The 18277-nt window shown below is 43.2% G+C and carries 12 protein-coding genes and 1 other annotated feature; of the genes, 3 read left to right on the forward strand and 9 right to left on the reverse strand.

The genetic code is table 11. The features are described 5' to 3' along the window. Positions 1-59 precede the first annotated feature (59 nt). Together ACIROD_RS23885 and gltB are read right to left on the reverse strand one after the other, a co-directional pair. A complete protein-coding gene (locus ACIROD_RS23885) occupies positions 60-1541 on the reverse strand; it encodes a glutamate synthase subunit beta (protein ID WP_101225546.1) in 1482 nt (493 codons plus the stop codon). 16 nt (positions 1542-1557) lie between these two features. Then, positions 1558-6108, reverse strand: coding sequence for a glutamate synthase large subunit (gltB, locus tag ACIROD_RS23890; protein WP_402945006.1), 4551 nt, complete (start codon positions 6106-6108; stop codon positions 1558-1560). A gap of 133 nt (positions 6109-6241) precedes the next feature. Here gltB and gltC point away from each other — a divergent pair, with 133 nt between their 5' ends. From gltC to ACIROD_RS23905, 3 genes are all read left to right on the forward strand, one after another. After that, positions 6242-7144, forward strand: a complete 903-nt coding sequence (gene gltC / locus ACIROD_RS23895) for a glutamate biosynthesis transcriptional regulator GltC (RefSeq protein ID WP_076370054.1) — start codon at positions 6242-6244, stop codon at positions 7142-7144. Between the two features lie 134 nt (positions 7145-7278). After that, positions 7279-7773, forward strand: coding sequence for a spore coat protein (locus ACIROD_RS23900; RefSeq protein WP_260359129.1), 495 nt, complete (start codon positions 7279-7281; stop codon positions 7771-7773). Positions 7774-7902: 129 nt separating this feature from the next. Then, positions 7903-8502: a hypothetical protein gene (locus tag ACIROD_RS23905; protein ID WP_402945010.1), complete on the forward strand. Its 600-nt coding sequence runs from the start codon at positions 7903-7905 to the stop codon at positions 8500-8502. Positions 8503-9049: 547 nt separating this feature from the next. On the opposite strand, the gene ACIROD_RS23910 is transcribed toward ACIROD_RS23905, so the two are convergent. From ACIROD_RS23910 to ACIROD_RS23940, 7 genes are all read right to left on the reverse strand, one after another. After that, the gene (locus ACIROD_RS23910; protein WP_402945013.1) at positions 9050-9721 is read right to left on the reverse strand and encodes a hypothetical protein; all 672 of its coding nucleotides are present in this window, start codon (positions 9719-9721) and stop codon (positions 9050-9052) included. Beyond that, complete coding sequence (locus tag ACIROD_RS23915) at positions 9682-10071, reverse strand: DUF2705 family protein (RefSeq protein ID WP_402945017.1); 390 nt, start codon at positions 10069-10071, stop codon at positions 9682-9684. Before ACIROD_RS23915 ends, ACIROD_RS23910 begins: the two co-directional genes overlap by 40 nt. A gap of 70 nt (positions 10072-10141) precedes the next feature. Continuing rightward, the gene (locus ACIROD_RS23920; RefSeq protein ID WP_402945020.1) at positions 10142-10633 is read right to left on the reverse strand and encodes a DUF2712 domain-containing protein; all 492 of its coding nucleotides are present in this window, start codon (positions 10631-10633) and stop codon (positions 10142-10144) included. Positions 10634-10891: 258 nt separating this feature from the next. Further along, entirely contained in the window at positions 10892-14059 is a 3168-nt protein-coding gene (locus tag ACIROD_RS23925; protein ID WP_402945023.1) for an Ig-like domain-containing protein, read from the reverse strand. Between the two features lie 333 nt (positions 14060-14392). Next, complete coding sequence (leuS, locus tag ACIROD_RS23930; protein WP_101225555.1) at positions 14393-16807, reverse strand: leucine--tRNA ligase; 2415 nt, start codon at positions 16805-16807, stop codon at positions 14393-14395. A gap of 53 nt (positions 16808-16860) precedes the next feature. Further along, positions 16861-17091, reverse strand: a binding site (T-box leader). 153 nt (positions 17092-17244) lie between these two features. Then, a complete protein-coding gene (locus tag ACIROD_RS23935; RefSeq protein WP_101225556.1) occupies positions 17245-17508 on the reverse strand; it encodes a DUF2524 family protein in 264 nt (87 codons plus the stop codon). Between the two features lie 95 nt (positions 17509-17603). Then, positions 17604-18110: an SMI1/KNR4 family protein gene (locus tag ACIROD_RS23940; protein WP_170971542.1), complete on the reverse strand. Its 507-nt coding sequence runs from the start codon at positions 18108-18110 to the stop codon at positions 17604-17606. Positions 18111-18277: the final 167 nt, after the last annotated feature.

Genomic DNA, 18277 nt, shown 5'->3' on the forward strand with positions numbered 1-18277 from the left:
GCACATTTTTCCCACCACACAAAAAAAGAAGCGCCATAATGGCACTTCTTTTTTTGAAATTAAGGCAATACCGATGCGCCCATCAAGTAGCGGTCCACTTCTCGAGCTACTTCACGGCCTTCATTGATGGCCCAAACGATGAGGCTTTGCCCCCTCCTTGCATCTCCGGCAGCGAAAACTCCTTCGACATTGGTTCTGTAATCGCCATAAATGGCATCAATTTTTTGATGCACTGTTTCTACGCCAAATTGAGCTAATAGCGGCATTTCCGTTCCTTCAAATCCGATTGCGATGAAAACGAATTGTGCAGGCCATACTTTTTCAGTTCCTGGTACTTCCCGGAAAATGTACATTCCGTCATCGCCTTTGATTTTTTCCATTGAGATTGTGTGCAGTTCTTTAACGTTGCCATTTTCATCGGCGACGATTTTTTTTGTTTGGATTGAATATTGACGCGGATCTGCACCGAATTTCGCTTCCGCTTCCTCATATGCATAATCAAGGGAAAACACATTCGGGTAGGCTGGCCACATATTATCAGATGTACGGGCCGTCGGAAGGATTGGATGCTTCCCGAATTGTACGACGCTCTTACATTCCTGGCGAAGGGCAGTCGCGACACAGTCAGCCCCTGTATCCCCGCCGCCGATGACGATGACGTCCTTCCCCTTAGTGTCTAAAAACTTGCCGTCTTCAAAATTGGAGTCCAGCAGGCTTTTAGTCGAAGTCGTCAAGTAATCCATTGCAAGGTGAATGCCTGTTGCTTCACGTCCTTCAATTTTCAGGTCACGCTGCTTTTGGGCACCTGTGCAAAGGATGACTGCATCATACTGATCTTGCAGTTCTTCGGCTGTTATATCTTTGCCTACTTCTGTATTGGTAATGAAATCGATGCCTTCCTGGGTCAATAATTTGATCCGGCGTGCAACGACATCTTTTTCAAGCTTCATGTTCGGGATGCCGTATGTCAACAGCCCGCCTGCACGGTCTGAACGCTCATAAACCGTGACCGAATGACCTGCTTGATTCAACTGGTCGGCACTCGCCAATCCTGCCGGTCCTGAACCGATGATGGCAATTTTCTTGCCGGTCCTGCTTTCAGGGATGCGAGGCGTGATCCAGCCATTTTCAAATCCTTTATCGATGATGGTCCGTTCAATGTTCTTGATGGTAACGGCAGGATCGCTTATCGCTACCGTACAAGACCCTTCACAAGGGGCCGGGCAGACGCGCCCGGTGAATTCAGGGAAATTATTCGTTTTCGATAAACGGTCCAATGCTTCTTTCCATCTGCCGCGATACACCAAATCATTCCACTCCGGAATCAGATTATGAATCGGACAGCCCGTTGTGACTCGGTTCAATTCCATGCCCATATGGCAGAAAGGGGTGGCGCAGTCCATACACCGCGCTCCCTGTGTACTTAACTTTTCATCAGAGAAAGGAGCTGTATACTCTCTCCAGTCGTTTAAACGAGTGAGAGGATTCCGGTCTTTTGGTTTTTCTCGCGGATAATCCATAAATCCTGTTGCTTTTCCCATCTTTCTCTCCCCTTCCTTACTGCATCACAGCTTGTTTAGTGATTTTTTTATCTTGAACGGCATTTGCTTGAAATGCACTCATGATCGCTTCTTCATCCGTCAGCCCTGCACGCTTCTGCTCATTGATGCTTTTGATCATCCGTTTGTAATCTTTCGGAATGACTTTTACGAATTTCTTAGCGAAATCCTCCCAGTTTTCCAGTACATACGATGCTTTGGCACTTTCTGTATAATGAAGGTGGCTGTAAAGCATTTCTTTTACCTCGTTGGCATCATCCATATTATCAAGCGTCTCGAATTCTATCATTTCACCATTGCATAATGCCTTGAATTCTTCTGCATCATCAGCAAGTACATAAGCGATGCCGCCTGACATGCCTGCCGCAAAGTTTTTGCCGACGTCACCCAGGATGACCACGCGTCCGCCTGTCATATACTCACAGCCATGGTCTCCAATTCCTTCAACGACGACATTGACTCCACTGTTCCGTACGGCAAATCGTTCCCCTGCACGGCCATTAATGTAGGCCTCGCCGCTTGTTGCACCATATAAGGCGATATTTCCGGCAATTACATTGTCCCCGGCCTCGATCTGATTGCCAGAAGGTGCCGTGACAATGATCTTTCCGCCAGATAAGCCTTTTCCAACATAGTCATTGACATCACCTGTCAAATACATCGACATCCCTTTTGGAATGAACGCACCGAAGCTCTGGCCCGCCGATCCTGTAAAACGAAGTGTGATCGTATCTTCAGGCAACCCTTCCTCACCATAGCGTTTGGATACTTCACTGCCGACAATCGTTCCGACCACACGGTTCACGTTTGTAATCGGGAAGCTGACATCCACTTGGGTTTGATCAATTAAAGCAGGCTCCACAACAGGTAAAATCTCACGGATATCCAAGGATTCTTCTATTTTATGGTTTTGAGGAAGTTGATAAGTACGTATCCCCTCCGGTTGGAAAAGTAGTGTCGTCAAGTCCAGATGCTTCGCTTTCCAATGGTTTTGCGCCCGCTCGCTAACTTGTAAAACATCAGTGCGGCCGACCATTTCTTCCAATGTTCTAAAACCAAGCTCAGCCATCGTTTCCCGGACTTCCTCAGCGATGAAGCGCATGAAATTCACGACATGATCGGGATCTCCTGTGAATTTGCTGCGAAGCTCAGGGTTTTGAGTAGCTACCCCGACAGGACATGTATCCAAATGGCAAGCACGCATCATCACACAGCCAAGAACCACAAGCGGCGCTGTAGCAAAACCGAATTCTTCCGCTCCAAGGATAGCTGCCATGACCACATCGCGTCCCGTCATTAATTTTCCATCCGTTTCAAGGACTACACGGCTTCGCAGGCCATTCAGCATCAATGTTTGGTGTGCTTCGGCAAGGCCCAGCTCCCAAGGAAGACCAGTATGTTTGATACTCGTTTTTGGTGATGCGCCCGTACCGCCATCATACCCGCTGATAACGATGACATCTGCGGCTCCTTTGGCCACACCGGCTGCAATCGTGCCTACTCCTGCTTTTGACACAAGCTTGACGCTGATTCTGGCATCACGGTTCGCATTTTTCAAATCATGGATCAGTTGTGCCAGATCTTCAATTGAATAGATATCATGATGCGGAGGCGGTGAAATAAGGCCGACACCCGGTGTGGAACCACGGACCTCTGCGACCCAAGGGTATACTTTGTTTCCAGGCAGCTGGCCGCCTTCACCCGGCTTTGCACCTTGCGCCATTTTGATTTGAAGTTCATCGGCATTAACAAGGTAATGGCTTTTCACTCCAAAACGACCGGACGCAATTTGTTTAATTCCGCTGCGGCGGTCATCGCCGTTTTCATCCAGTTGGTAACGGCTAGGGTGCTCCCCGCCTTCACCGCTATTGCTTTTTCCGCCTAAACGGTTCATCGCAATCGCTAATGTTTCATGTGCTTCCTGACTCAATGAACCGAATGACATCGCGCCCGTTTTGAATCGGCTGACGATGGATTCCACGGATTCAACTTCATCTATAGAAATGCTTTGGCGTTTTTGGTCGAACGAGAATAAATTCCGTAAAAAACCGAGTCTCTCTTCATTTGCCAAGTTTGAATATTGCTTAAATAAATTATAATCGCCTTTCCGGCAGGCCCATTGCAGTGTATGGATCGTTTTCGGATTGAAAGCATGATGTTCCCCTGTTTTTCTCCATTGAAAATCACTTCCGCTTTCAAGTGTTTGGTCAAGGGAATCAGCTGCAGCTTTTCTATGACAAATCAACGCTTCATCTGCGATCGTTTCCAAATCGATCCCACTAAGCTGCGATGCAGTACCGCTGAAATAGCGTTCAATCACATCAGCACCGATTCCGACCGCTTCGAAAATTTGCGCTCCGCGATAACTTTGAATCGTTGAAATCCCCATTTTCGACATTACTTTTACGATGCCTTCCGTCAACGAGCGTACATATTTCCTCACCGTTTCTTCGTAGCTGATGGCCAAACTGCCTTCCAATACGGCCTGCTTATATGTTTCATAAGCAAGGTACGGGTAAATCGCATCCACTCCATACCCGATCAGGGACGCATAATGATGGACTTCCCTCGCTTCCCCGGATTCAACGATAATGCTCACTTTTGTACGGTTCCCATGACGGATCAGCTCCTGATGAAGGGCGCTCGCAGCCAGCAGGGAAGGTATCGCAGCCTTTTCCTTGCTCATATCCTTGTCAGATAAAATCAAAAGGCTTACTCCATCAGCGATTGCTTGTTCCGCTTCACGACAGATGCGATCAAGTTCACTCTCTAAATCTTCTGAAAATAAAGTGTGAATGACTTTGCTCCTGAATTCAGGATAGGCGTTTCCTTTCAACTGCTGCATTTGACCTGGCGTCAAAACAGGTGAATCCAATTGAATGCGGCGGCTGTTCGTTTCATCCGGTTTCAGCAAATCTCCTTCCGCACCGAGGAATGTCATCGTTGACGTGACGATCTGTTCACGAAGCGAATCGATTGGCGGGTTGGTTACCTGTGCAAAGGATTGCTTGAAATAGTTGAATAGCGATTGCGGGCGATCTGATAAGACCGCTAACGGAATGTCATTCCCCATGCTGCCCAGTGGATCTTTGCCTTCGTTAATGACCGGCAGTAAATATTTTTGGACATCTTCATACGTGTATCCAAACGCTTTTTGCCTGAATAACAAATCACTCAATGGCTCCCCTTCGAGCACAGGTTCTTCGTCACTTAATTGTACAAGCTGTTCGTCCAGCCATTGCTGGTATGGATTTTCCTGAGCCATTTCCGACTTGATCTCTTCATCGGAAACAATACGGCCTTCCTCTAAATCTATTAAAAGCATTCTGCCTGGGCTTAAACGATCTTTATATAATACATTCTCCGGCTCCACATCGATCACGCCGACTTCAGAGGAGAAAATGATGTAATCATCTTTTGTCACATAATACCTTGCAGGCCTTAAACCATTTCGATCCAGGATGGCACCGATTTGCTTGCCATTCGTAAAGGATATGGCCGTCGGCCCATCCCATGGCTCCATGAGCATGCTATGATATTCGTAAAATGCCTTCTTTTCCTTCGTCATATGCGGATTTTCCGTCCACGGTTCAGGGATCAGCATCATCGCCGCATGTGCCGGTTTACGCCCGGCAAGCACGAAGAATTCAAGTGCATTATCAAGAATCGAGGAATCACTGCCGTCTATATCAAGAATAGGCAGCACCTTTTGCAGGTCATCCCCGAATGCTTCCGAAACAAACTGCTGCTCACGAGCTTTCATCCAATTCACATTACCTCTAAGCGTATTGATTTCGCCATTATGGATCAGGTAACGGTTTGGATGTGCCCGTTCCCAACTAGGAAATGTATTCGTGCTGAAGCGGGAATGCACTAAAGCGAAAGCCGAAACGAAGGACTCCTGTTGAAGGTCAAGATAAAAAGCATCCACCTGCTCAGGCGTCAACAATCCTTTGTATACAATCGTAGCACTTGAAAGGCTGGCAAAATAAAAACGATTGCCGCGTTCACGAGCCCAGTTTTCAGCTTGTTTTCTGATAATGAACAATTTACGCTCAAAAGCTAAATCATCAGTCATCCCTTCGCTTGCCCCGATGAATACTTGGCGAATCGTCGGACATGTCTCCTTGCCGACCTCTCCGATTTTCGTTGCATCAACAGGAACCGTTCTCCAGCCTAATAGCGTTTGGCCTTCTTGTTCGATAAATGCATTCAAACGAGCTTCGATTTCATTCCGTTCATCATCATTGTTAGAGAAAAAGAGCATGCCTACACCATAGCGTCCTTTTGCCGGCAAATTCATTTCCGGGCATGCCAGCCTGAAATATTCATCAGGAATCTGTACCATTAATCCTGCGCCATCTCCTGTAAGCGGATCGCTGCCTTGTCCGCCGCGATGATCTAATTGGCACAGCATATTCAGTCCTTGTTTGACGATGTCATGTGTAGCAAGCCCTTTTAAATGAGCATATAAACCGATCCCACATGCATCATGTTCAAATTCAGGATGGTAGAGCCCTTGTGCTTTTGGTATTTGATTGTATGTCATATTAATCGCCCCCATCGTATTCTTACACCGTTATGTCACTTACATTTATTCTAGGTTTTCAAATCGATATAAACAATATATAATTCTAGTAGAATCCATCTCAATTTGAGATGAATGGCAGGAGGATGAATAAATGGAACTACGACAATTACGTTATTTTGTTGAAGTCGCCGAGAGAGAACACGTCTCAGAAGCCGCAGAGCACCTGCATATCGCACAATCTGCAATCAGCCGGCAAATATCCAGATTGGAAGATGAACTTGGCGTTCTGTTATTCGAGAAAATCGGCCGGAATATCCAATTGACTCCAATTGGTAAAATTTTCTTAATCCATGCCAAAACGGCGATACAGGCGATTGAATATGCTAAATATCAAATTGAGGAGTTTTTGGACCCTGAACACGGAAGCATTAAAATCGGGTTCCCGACCAGCCTTTCCACCCATTTACTGCCTACCGTCATTTCCGCTTTTAAAGATGAGCAGCCAAATATCGGCTTCCACTTAAGACAGGGATCTTATTCCTCTTTAAAGGAAGCTGTCAAAAATCGCGAAATCGGATTAGCCTTTCTTGGGCCGATTCCGACAAACGATCCAGATATTGAAGGTCATATCCTGTTCACGGAAAACATATCGGCTTTACTTCCCATCACTCACCCTTTGGCTGAAAGAAAGAGTCTACGCCTAAGTGATTTAAGAAATGATCCCTTCGTCTTGTTTCCCAAAGGATACATCTTTCACACTATTGCACTCGAGGCGTGCAAAGCAGCCGGTTTTGCACCGAATATCGCCTCGGAAGGTGAAGACATGGATTCCATAAAAGGGCTCGTTTCTGCCGGAATCGGAGTCAGTCTGCTCCCTGACAGTACTTTTTATGAAGTCATTCCAAGACTGACTGTCAAGATCCCGATCGATACACCCGAAGTCAAACGGACTGTCGGCATCATCACTCCTAAAAACAGGGACTTGGCTCCATCAGAAAAACTTTTTTACCAATTTGCCAAAAAGTTCTTCTCTGTTCTCGAGCAATATCAATAAAATATGGCCTTCTAAACGGTTAATGGTAATCGTAGATGGGACCAGTTCTTCCCATAAATATTTCAACTAGACAACTTGCCTATAGCCCACTGAACGAATAATGTATCAAGATTATTCGTTCAGGAGGAATTTAAATGCAACCCACCTATCCACATCTTGCTTGGCATGAAACACTCGAGCTTCATGAGTTGGTTGCCGCTCAGTCCAATGCCCTTATGAAATTTAAAAAAGCTTACCCAAAAATAAAAGACCCAATTCTAAAAACGATTTATAAGCAAACAATCGATACCCTTACCCAAAACATCATGGAGCTGCTGCAATTTTACCCGTTGACGCCTAAAACGGACAGGGATGACGATGTATCAAGGGATGACGCATCGGCCGCCGCTGCCGGGGAATTGCTGGGCTTTGCCAAATCATCTATCAAAAATTACGCAATGGCGATTACGGAAACAGCCACCCCTTCCCTTCGAAAGGTATTTAAGAAACATTTAAATGGAGCCATCGATACCCATGCCAAGATATTCAACTACCTTTATGAAAGAAACCTCTATCCTGCTTACGATTTGAACCAATTGCTTCAAAATGACGTCGATGTTGCCAATAAGGCTCTTTCCCAACCTTTCTAAATGCAAAAAAAGGCAAGCATACCGATCGCTCGCCTTTTTTGCCGCGTTCCGATTCCGTTTTTCAATATAATGTTATAATATATAAGAATTGGATTTAATTAGGTCCTCAGTATTCAAGAGGTGATAATCATGAAAAAGATCTATTTATCCATCATCCTATCCCTGCTCTCATTTTCTTTAGTTGCCTGTAAGGCCGATGAGCCAAAATCCGAGAATATCCTTTCAGTTCCTGAGCTGACAGCAAGGGAGAAAGCCATCCTGGAGAATTCAAGTGAACATTCCTTTCTTATCAATTTCAGTGTTGATGATACATACAAGGAGATGTCCGTCTGGGTCGAAAAATATGAATTTGGCAAACTTGTCGAACCTGAAATGGGACGCATGACAACGGGGATTGAAAAGAATGGGACAATCATCTTTACGACATCGAAAACGGATGATGATCAAAGACGATCGATGTTCAGCGTCAGCATCCAAAACGATGATGGTACGGATACGGTTACTTATCCTGAAACCATTGATGAAATGGATTCCAGCGTATGGGACAGTGCTGGCAAACTCAAAATAAACAGCATAAACAAGCTTGCATTGGCGAGTATATGTTACTCAAGCGGAAATGAAGGCATACGTTCACTTTCCACTGATTTTTATGGTGATATGGAAGGACATATGGACGAGTTGAAGGAATACGATGTTGTCTACCTCCTGAGAAGTGAATTCACTAAATGAGCTGACAAATGCAGGGGCAAGTTTGTTTTAGCACGATACTATTGCAAAAGTGGATCGTTAAACTCTATGACTTCGAGAAAATAAATGAGGCGTTTGAAGAATCAAAAAAGGGTTGTCATCTAATGGTTGATGATGAAAAAACCATTGGATGACTGATTTTGCTCATTTGAAAGATGAGTAAGTCCAAGTTATAGGATGGATGTAAATTTTTCTACATTTTAAAAAGGGGTTGAAGGAAGAGGTATTTGGGTGTAATCTTTAAAAATAATAAAACGGAAAGAAGATCATTAATTTGAAGAAAATCATCCTCCTCTTTGCAGCAGTAGTCATCGCGAGCTCTCTCGGACATCAAATAACCGGCGGATATAATGACCCTCGAAAATCCCGCCCTAGGTATATACATTTGAAATAAGGAATCCGCTTTTGAGCTTGATTCCTTATCATTTCGGTAGGCAATAAATATTAATATTTTAAGAAGCGATCATGGAATTTGAATCTAAGAAAACTTATCACTCAATTAAGCTGGTATTAAATCCCCTTAAATTACTCAGTCCTCATTATTTCTCACCAATATTAGATCACCTTCATTCGATATATAACCATCTTTTCCCGTTTTATCGATATATACGTTATAGCCCTTTTTCAGTTCGATCACGATTGGCTTTTTCACTTTTTCGTCGATATCCCATTGAATCGTTTGCAAGCTTTCGGTTTCCGTTTCATCTTTTATATCGACAAACACTCCAATTTTATCGCTTGTTCTTGATAGTACATAATTCCCCGCTGGGATCTCTGTACCGACCACATAATGACCAGGATCTTTCATGATGATTTTTTGATTTTTTTTCACGACTTTTTCAAATTCAGAAGGCTTGAATTCAATCTTCCCTTTAATCGAGAAATTTTCATTCATATATGAAGGCTCTGCATGCAGTACAGCATTTTTGTGCATTTTATTGCCAGCAACTACAGCTTCACTATCGAGAGCTTTAATATCATAATAACCCTGATCGATATCTCTCCCGACAATGATGTTTTGTGATTCCAACACCTTATAGGAAGCAGCATTATTTTCCGTATTTCTATTAGCGGCACTCATCGCTGATGGAACAATGTACACTTTATAGATAAGGAATCCGCTTATCAATACGAGTAAAGTTAACGCGGCTATGCTTTTATTTAGACAAAATATGCAATAATCATGTTTAATAGCAAGCAACCAACCACCACTAAAAAGGAAAATGACATATTTCCCAATAACATCGTTTTATAATAAGAGTATCGCCCTTTTTTGGTCGCTACGATATATCGGTAGCCTGTTTTATAGTCTTGAATATAGCTGTCGGCGCACATGATCAATAGAAAAATGGGCAAAAACCAGATTAGTAGTATTTGCATCATATGACCTAATGAACTTGCCGCTAAAAAAGTGGCTAGATGGGGCATGATCCATGACTCTAAAACATTGCCGATCAAAATAAAAATATCAATAATGACAATCGCCACAATACATAACACGATGAACTTTGCTTTTTTATTATTTGTTAATCGATAATAATAACTATTCATTTTGTCTCCCTTTATAAGGCCACCTTGAATCAACAATCATCCAAGGTGGCTTCACCATATTCATCATTTTTTATTTATTATATTCAGTGGTGTAATAAGTCTTATATTGTCCAGGTAGTATTCTCCCTGTCTCTTCATCCCAATATCCCTCTACAGTATAGGTACTAGAGCTATAATTATTATTCTCAGCCGTTAACCTAACATTAGCGGCATTGGCACCTGCATTGCCTTTAACATAATGGTTGCGCCCACTTTTTTCACCGCTGCTACCTGCTGTAACTTTCACTGCAGGAGATACGTTCGTGCCATCGCTTCTTTCCAACCAATATGTCGTATAAGTATTCGTACCTTCTTGTGAATGATACATTCTCACCTTCCATGTATTCCGTTCTGTAGTCGTTTGGCGATACTTTGTATGTGTATATTCGTTGCCTTGCTCTTTCTTAATCTTAAAGGAATATACCGAATTCTCATTCCCAGCTTCAACTGAAAGCGTTCCTAACCCGATTGAGCAAGCTAAAATAGTACCTAATGCTATTACTCTTTCCTTTCTTCTTTTCATCATATTTTCTCCTGAAATTTATTTTTGAACAGATTAATGATATATGAATGGCAAGTATGTGAAGTTTCATAATTAAAATGGGACATGCCACATCTGACATCATGAAATGAAAATGCAATGATAAATAATTTTCTAGCATCACGGCCCGGAAAAAGGCACGCTCATAGCAAAAACACCGCCGATGAGGAGCAGTATTTTGATTCGTTTTCACACAAAAAAAGGCCGTTTAACATGTAGTTAAACGGCCTTCCCCTGTTGCTATTTAGCTTTCTTTACGGTTACTTTTGCTGCTTTTCCTGTATTGCCCGCTTTGTCTTTTGCTGAGACGTATAATGCGGAGCCTGCTTTTTTCTTGCTGATTTTGATGGAGAAATTCCCCTTACTATCAGCTTTTGCCGTTCCGATGTTTTTATTGCTGTACTTCACGGTAACGGTTGAACCGATTTCCGCTTTACCAGTTACTTTTGTTGCCTTATCGTTTACTTCATTCACTTTCGGTGTACCTGGAGCGGTTTTATCTTTAACCGTTACTTTTGCTGCTTTTCCTGTATTGCCCGCTTTGTCTTTTGCTGAGACGTATAATGCGGAGCCTGCTTTTTTCTTGCTGATTTTAATGGAGAAGTTCCCCTTACTATCAGCTTTTGCCGTTCCGATGTTTTTATTGCTGTGCTTCACGGTAACGGTTGAACCGATTTCCGCTTTACCAGTTACTGAAGTAGCTTTATCGCTTACTTCATTCACTTTCGGTGCATCCGGGGCGGTTTTATCGAGAACCGTCACGGTTGCGGCCTTGCTTTCACGTTTTGCTAAGTCTGTAGCCGTGACTGAAAGTTTAGTGCCGGCCTTTTGCTTGCTGATTTTCACTTTGAAATTCCCTTTGCTGTCCGTGTTGCCTGAACCAATCACTTTTTTTGCACTATTTTTAATCGAGATTTTCATGTCCGCTTGCGCTTGACCCGTTACATACGTATCTTTGTCACTTAAAGCTTTGACAGTTGGCTTGTTAGGGGTTGCACCCTTATTCACGAATACTTTGATTGAAGATACTGCTAGTTTGGAAGAATCAGAGATATTCACAGTAAGCAGCTGTGCAGCTTTTTGGACTGGAATCGTAACGCTGAACGTTCCGTTGGCTGACGCCGTTCCTTTACCGAGCGTTTTGCTTCCGCTTTTCACTTCGATTATTGAACCTTTTTTAGCTGAACCAGTCAGTTTTGTTTGCGTATCCATCACAAGATTGACTTTAGCTTGTAAATCCACTGCACTAAGAGCACTGTAAGCATTCAGCCTTCCATATCCGGAGACTAAATCTTTCCCGACAGGAAGTTCTTCTTCCGGTATGATGATTTCTCCATCTTCTGGTTCATAGCCCTCATAAGGGTCTACATTATCTTCTTCTTCAAAAGCGACATATTCCGATGTCTCATGAAGGATTTCCCTTACTTCATTCACTTTCAACCCAGGGTTTCCGGATAATAATAAGGCCGTGGCTGCCGCAACATGGGGAGCTGCCATTGATGTACCATCCATGTAAGTAACATTCCCGTTAGGCACAAGGCTCGGAATGGCTGTTCCCGGAGCGACCATGTCCAACTTCGATCCATAATTGGAATAATCGGAAACTAAATCAAGGGCATTGGTTGCACCGACTGATATGGCATATTTTGATGATGCAGGATAAGAAAGACCTTCCATCCCATCATTACCGCTTGCTACGACAACCATTACATTCTTGGCAGCCGCATGTTTCAAGGCATATTCAATCGTCCTGCTATATTCTCCGCCCAAGCTAAGGTTTATGACCTTTGCACCATGATCCACGGCATATTTAATGCCTAGAGCAATTTTCTCATTGTCTCCATAACCTGAAGAGTCCAAGACCTTCACAGGCATGATTTTAGCTACTTGATTGATTCCTTGCATAGAATAACCGTTATCTGCTTTGGCAGCGATGATTCCGGATACATGTGTACCATGACCATTGTCATCGATTGCTTTTTCTTTCTTATCGATGAAATTCTTACCGGACTCCATTTCAACGACACTCTGTAGATCCGCCAGTGAATCATCGACACCTGTGTCGATAACCGCTACCAACGTATCTTTTAAATTACGTTTCTTAATAAGGTTCTGCAGTTTTTCGTTATCAATGTCCGCTCCCTTAATGCCTTCTTCCCCGCCGGCGTTATCTAAAGACCATTGATACGGAGATTGAATGTCGGCAGAAAGTGCTTTGTACGTTTTTACCGCTTCGATATATTCCACTTCTGGAAGTTTTTCGATACCGGATAGAGCTGCTGTGCTCATTTTAGCTTGGTTCTTTAACTCTACAACATACATATCATCATACAGAACCTCTTGTTGCTTAGGCGCCGATAATGTTCCATATCCTTTTCCGCTTATCTTGGATTGGACAGCGCTTAATGACTTCCCAGGTTTAAGTTTGACGATATATTTATTCTTTACATTTTTCGAAGCAGGAAGTTCGATTCCCGCTTTGCTTGCGATATCGACGATTCTCTCACCTGCAAGTTTATCAAGATTGATTTTCTTTGCAATGGCGTCCATATCCTTTTTCAATCCCGCCGGAGCGACGTCTGCCGATTTATTGAATAAGGCCTTAATCGCCTCTTGCTGCTTGTTGCTAATGACTGCCGTACTGCTTGCTCCATTTTCATTAAGATCCTCGATAAGGGGCTTAATCTCGACTAAGTGATTATAAACGGCTTCCCTTGCCGTTTTATTACCAGCCAGATGAAGGGCCAGGAATGGCGAAGCTTTATAGTATAAAGAGGAAAGGGTACGTCCCTCAGACGACTTCGTGAGAACTTCATCTCTAAACACGCGGAGTGTTTTCAACATGGATTCTCCAGTTTTCTTATCATTTACACTCACTTCAACCGGGCAAGATTCTAGCTCCTCTCCTTCGTCCCCGGCAGATGGCGGCAATGTCACTGAATGCGCATTGATGGAGTATTCAGCTACATTTTCCGCATCCGGAATGGGATTTCCCTCATCATCCGTATCGCCGAAATATTCAACTTTAACATAATATGTGCCTTCCCAAGCATATGGGAAATCGACTACAGCTTTTTCATCAGGATAAGAAGAGACAATATAATTGCTCTCATCTTTTTCTGCTTTTCCTTTATCTTGATATACGGAGATATTCAAGATTTTGTCCGAATTGACTTCGAACTCAATATGGGAGAACTTTTGTACTTCTTCTGTTGTGGGACTGATTTGGTACCATTGAACATCCGGTTTTTCAAACTTTCCGTCCAGAGTGTCCCCATTTTTAATGGCTTTTACATTTTCAATGGGTGTTGCAGCTGCTGCTTGAGAATTCAGCGGAACCATCAAGCTGAAAATCAGTGCAAAAATAAGTGCACACGCCGTAATTCGACTCACATTCTTAAATTTCACGGTTTTCCCTCCAATAATTGGTTAAAAAATAACAGTACTATACCAAACTATCACACTGTAAAATTTTATCAACCAATTTTTTCCCTTTTTTATGTCAAATGCTTAATTTATTTGGCCATAGAGCTGAAAAATGATTCGCATGAACCAATTAAGCAAGATATTTACGTTCCGATGTTCCTCTCATGACGATAGTAGCCTAATTGGTAGATTGATCGCTAATAGATTTAAATCGGTGAGTATCCTAACATGACCTAATTCCTATGGTCAGCCAATGCCACGAAAAAAAGCTGTCCCAGCAGAAAAATATGCGGGACAGCTTCCAATCATTTTTATTTAGTTTGCGACGATATTGACTAATTTGCCTGGTACGGCAATCACTTTACGAATGGTTTTCCCATCGATTTGTTCTTTGATGGAATCATCACCCATCGCGATTTCTTCCAGTTTTTCTCTCGTAGTGTCAGTCGGCACCATTAATTTCGCTTTAACTTTTCCGTTGATTTGGATGACGATTTCGACTTCGTTATCCACTAACTTAGCTTCATCGAACGCCGGCCATGTACCGTACGTGATGCTCTCGGAATGGCCCAGTTTAGACCAAAGCTCCTCGGCAATGTGAGGTGCAACTGGTGCAAGCAGCTTTACGAAGCCTTCGATATATACTTTAGGAAGCGAATCCGCTTTATAAGCATCATTAATGAATACCATCAATTGTGATATCGCCGTATTGAATTTCAATTCCTCATAGTTCTCGGTCACTTTTTTAACCGTTTGATGATAGACTTTTTCAAGCTTGCCCGTGTCATCCGTTTCGGTCATCTTATCTGTGATCGTACCGTCATCGTTGACTAATAAACGCCAGATACGGTCAAGGAATCGGCGGGAACCGTCCAATCCGTTTGTGGACCAGGCAATCGAAGCATCCAATGGCCCCATGAACATTTCGTACATGCGAAGTGTATCGGCACCATGGCTTTCAACGATATCATCCGGGTTCACAACATTCCCTTTTGATTTACTCATTTTTTCATTATTCTCGCCAAGGATCATTCCTTGGTTAAATAGGTTTTGGAATGGCTCCTTCGTTGGCACGACACCGATATCGTACAGGAATTTATGCCAGAAACGAGCGTAAAGCAAGTGAAGCACCGCATGCTCAGCGCCGCCAATATAAATGTCGACCGGCATCCATTCTTTTAATTTTTCAGGATCTGCAAGTGCTTCCTTGTTGTCCGGATCGATATAACGAAGGAAGTACCAGCTGCTGCCTGCCCACTGTGGCATCGTGTTTGTCTCACGGCGCCCTTTTCGTCCATTTTCATCCGTTACATTCACCCATTCCGATATGTTTGCAAGTGGTGATTCGCCTGTACCTGAAGGCTTGATGTCCGTAGCTTTCGGTAAAATCAATGGAAGATCTTCTTCCTTCACTGCAGACATCGTGCCGTCTTCCCAATGGATGATCGGAATTGGTTCACCCCAGTAACGCTGACGGCTGAATAACCAGTCGCGAAGACGGTATGTTATTTTCTTCGTACCGATTTCTTTTTCTTCCAGCCATTTGATCATCGTCGAAATGCCTTCTTCTTTATTCAATCCATCAAGGAATTCCGAATTCACATGAAGTCCATCGCCTGTATATGCTTCACTTGTCACATCTCCGCCAGCTACGACTTCCTTGATCGGCAAGTCGAACTTGACTGCAAATTCATAATCACGCTCATCATGGGCAGGAACCGCCATGATCGCACCCGTTCCATAGCTGATCAACACGTAATCGGCTATCCAGATCGGCATTTTTTCGCCGTTTACCGGGTTAATGGCATAAGCCCCCGTGAACACGCCTGATTTATCCTTGGCCAAGTCTGTTCTTTCTAAGTCGCTTTTATGTTTCACTTCATCTAAGTAAGCTTCAACTGCTGCCCTTTGGTCAGCCGTGGTAATTTTATCGACAAACGGATGTTCAGGTGCCAATACGGCATATGTTGCACCAAATAACGTATCCGGACGAGTCGTGAACACCGTGAATGTATCATCAAAGCCATCAATATTGAAAGTAACCTCCGCTCCCTCGGAACGGCCAATCCAGTTACGCTGCATATCCTTGATGTTTTCCGGCCAATCCACATCGTTCAGATCGTCAATCAAGCGGTCTGCATACGCAGTGATACGAAGCATCCACTGTTTCATCGGGCGACGCTCAACCGGATGGCCCCCACGCTCACTTTTCCCATCGATGACTTCTTCATTAGCCAATACCGTGCCAAGTGCCGGACACCAGTTAACTGCAACTTCATCAATATATGCAAGGCCCTTTTCATATAATTTCAAGAAAATCCATTGCGTCCATTTGTAATAGTCGGGATCTGTCGTGTTTATTTCGCGATCCCAGTCATAAGAAAAACCTAGGGCTTTGATTTGGCGGCGGAACGTGTTGATGTTGTGCTCCGTGAATTCGGCTGGATCATTTCCCGTATCGATCGCATATTGCTCTGCCGGAAGTCCAAAAGCGTCCCAGCCAATCGGATGCAATACATTATACCCCTGCGCCCGTTTCATCCGTGCCAGGATATCGCTTGCCGTATAACCTTCCGGGTGCCCCACATGAAGACCTGCCCCTGAAGGATATGGGAACATATCCAGCGCGTAGAATTTGCGTTTGCCGCTTTCTTCACCCGTTTTGAATGTCTTATTGCCTTCCCAATACTTTTGCCATTTCGTTTCTATGCTTCTATGGTCAAAACTCATATCATTTCCTCCTAATTTCCGTATAAAAAACAATAAAAAACCCCTCATCCCAAAATAGGGACGAGAGGATTATGTATATCTTCCCGCGGTACCACCCACATTGGCGATAGCTAAAATCCGCCCAGCTTAAAACATCCGTAACATGGATTAAAACGCCAGGCATTACTTATTAATTCACACCCGGGACTCCAAGGCGAGTTCGCGACCGTCCCAGGTTGACTTGCACCACCCGTCAACTCTCTTTACTGGTTTAAACCGCTACTATTCCTCATCATAGTCTTTATGAGAATATTGATTTTATTTCATTCTAGTCAATTTCACCGATAATTGCAATAGCCGTACATAAACATTATCGACAGGTTTTTCATTATATATGCGAATTCAGGAAAATTCGTGCAAAAAAGGGAGCTATTCATTCATAGCTCCCTTGCTTCCATTTAATGTCGCAGTAAAGTCATTTCATTCCTCAATTGATTCAACTGCTGCTTCATCCGCGAAAGCATTTCTCGTTGCTGGTCATTCGAACTGGCATACAATCGTTCCATGTCCGTCAAAGCCTCTTCGATATACCTTTGCGAATTTTGAAATTGTTCATCATCGTAATGCTCCTGCCGTGAAGCCTCGTTAAATTCAAACTCTGCAAAATGGAGAGCACCTTCACATTGCTCTAAAAAATGATCGACGGATTGTCTGGTTGCCATTTCAAACCCTCTCCTTCGCGTCTCATTTGGATGATTCGGAATCATCTTGTCTAGTTTGAGCAAATAACGGGTGGATTATCATTTTTTTTGAGCAATCAACCTTTATCCCAAAACTTCTCACCTTGATGGGAAATGAATTGCTCGATCCATTCGGCAAAACCCATGTGGAGTTTCTCGCCTTCTTCAAAATCATCGATATGGCCTTTTACCATTAAATAATCCTTATCGCCTTTAGCGACGGCTTCCCCATCAATGACGATATTATCTTGATAAATGCAGGCCACTTTATAGCATCCCTCATAGGAATTTTCATATGTGTAATTAATAATATCATCCAGGCTGTATAAATCATTTTCCCCGCCCGATTCCACATTATCGAACAGACGGCATCCATTGGTTATTTTTAAAAACTCCTTATAATCCTCGGGCAGAAGCAGTCCGGTTTTCTTTTCAAAGGAATGAATTTGTTCATCCGAAGCAGGTGAATTGAAGGTGCAAGTGGCTTTGTATATGAATCCATCTTCATTTACTTCGATCACCTGATTATTTTCGGCTAATTTCTTTTTCATTTGATTAATCGCTTCTTCAACTTGACCGGTCATGTCCATCAGCTCCCGATTGGATATAGTCATTCAAAGATATACTCGAAATAGCAGCAAAATGTTTAGCCCTCAAGTATACAGTATACGCTTATTTTTCAAAAAAAGACCTAGCTGCGAGAATGTTGTATAATATATGTTGCGATTTAATTTATTTAGGAGGTTGCTGA

Source organism: Peribacillus sp. NPDC101481 (assembly GCF_044767165.1).
Lineage (GTDB): Bacteria > Bacillota > Bacilli > Bacillales > DSM-1321 > Peribacillus.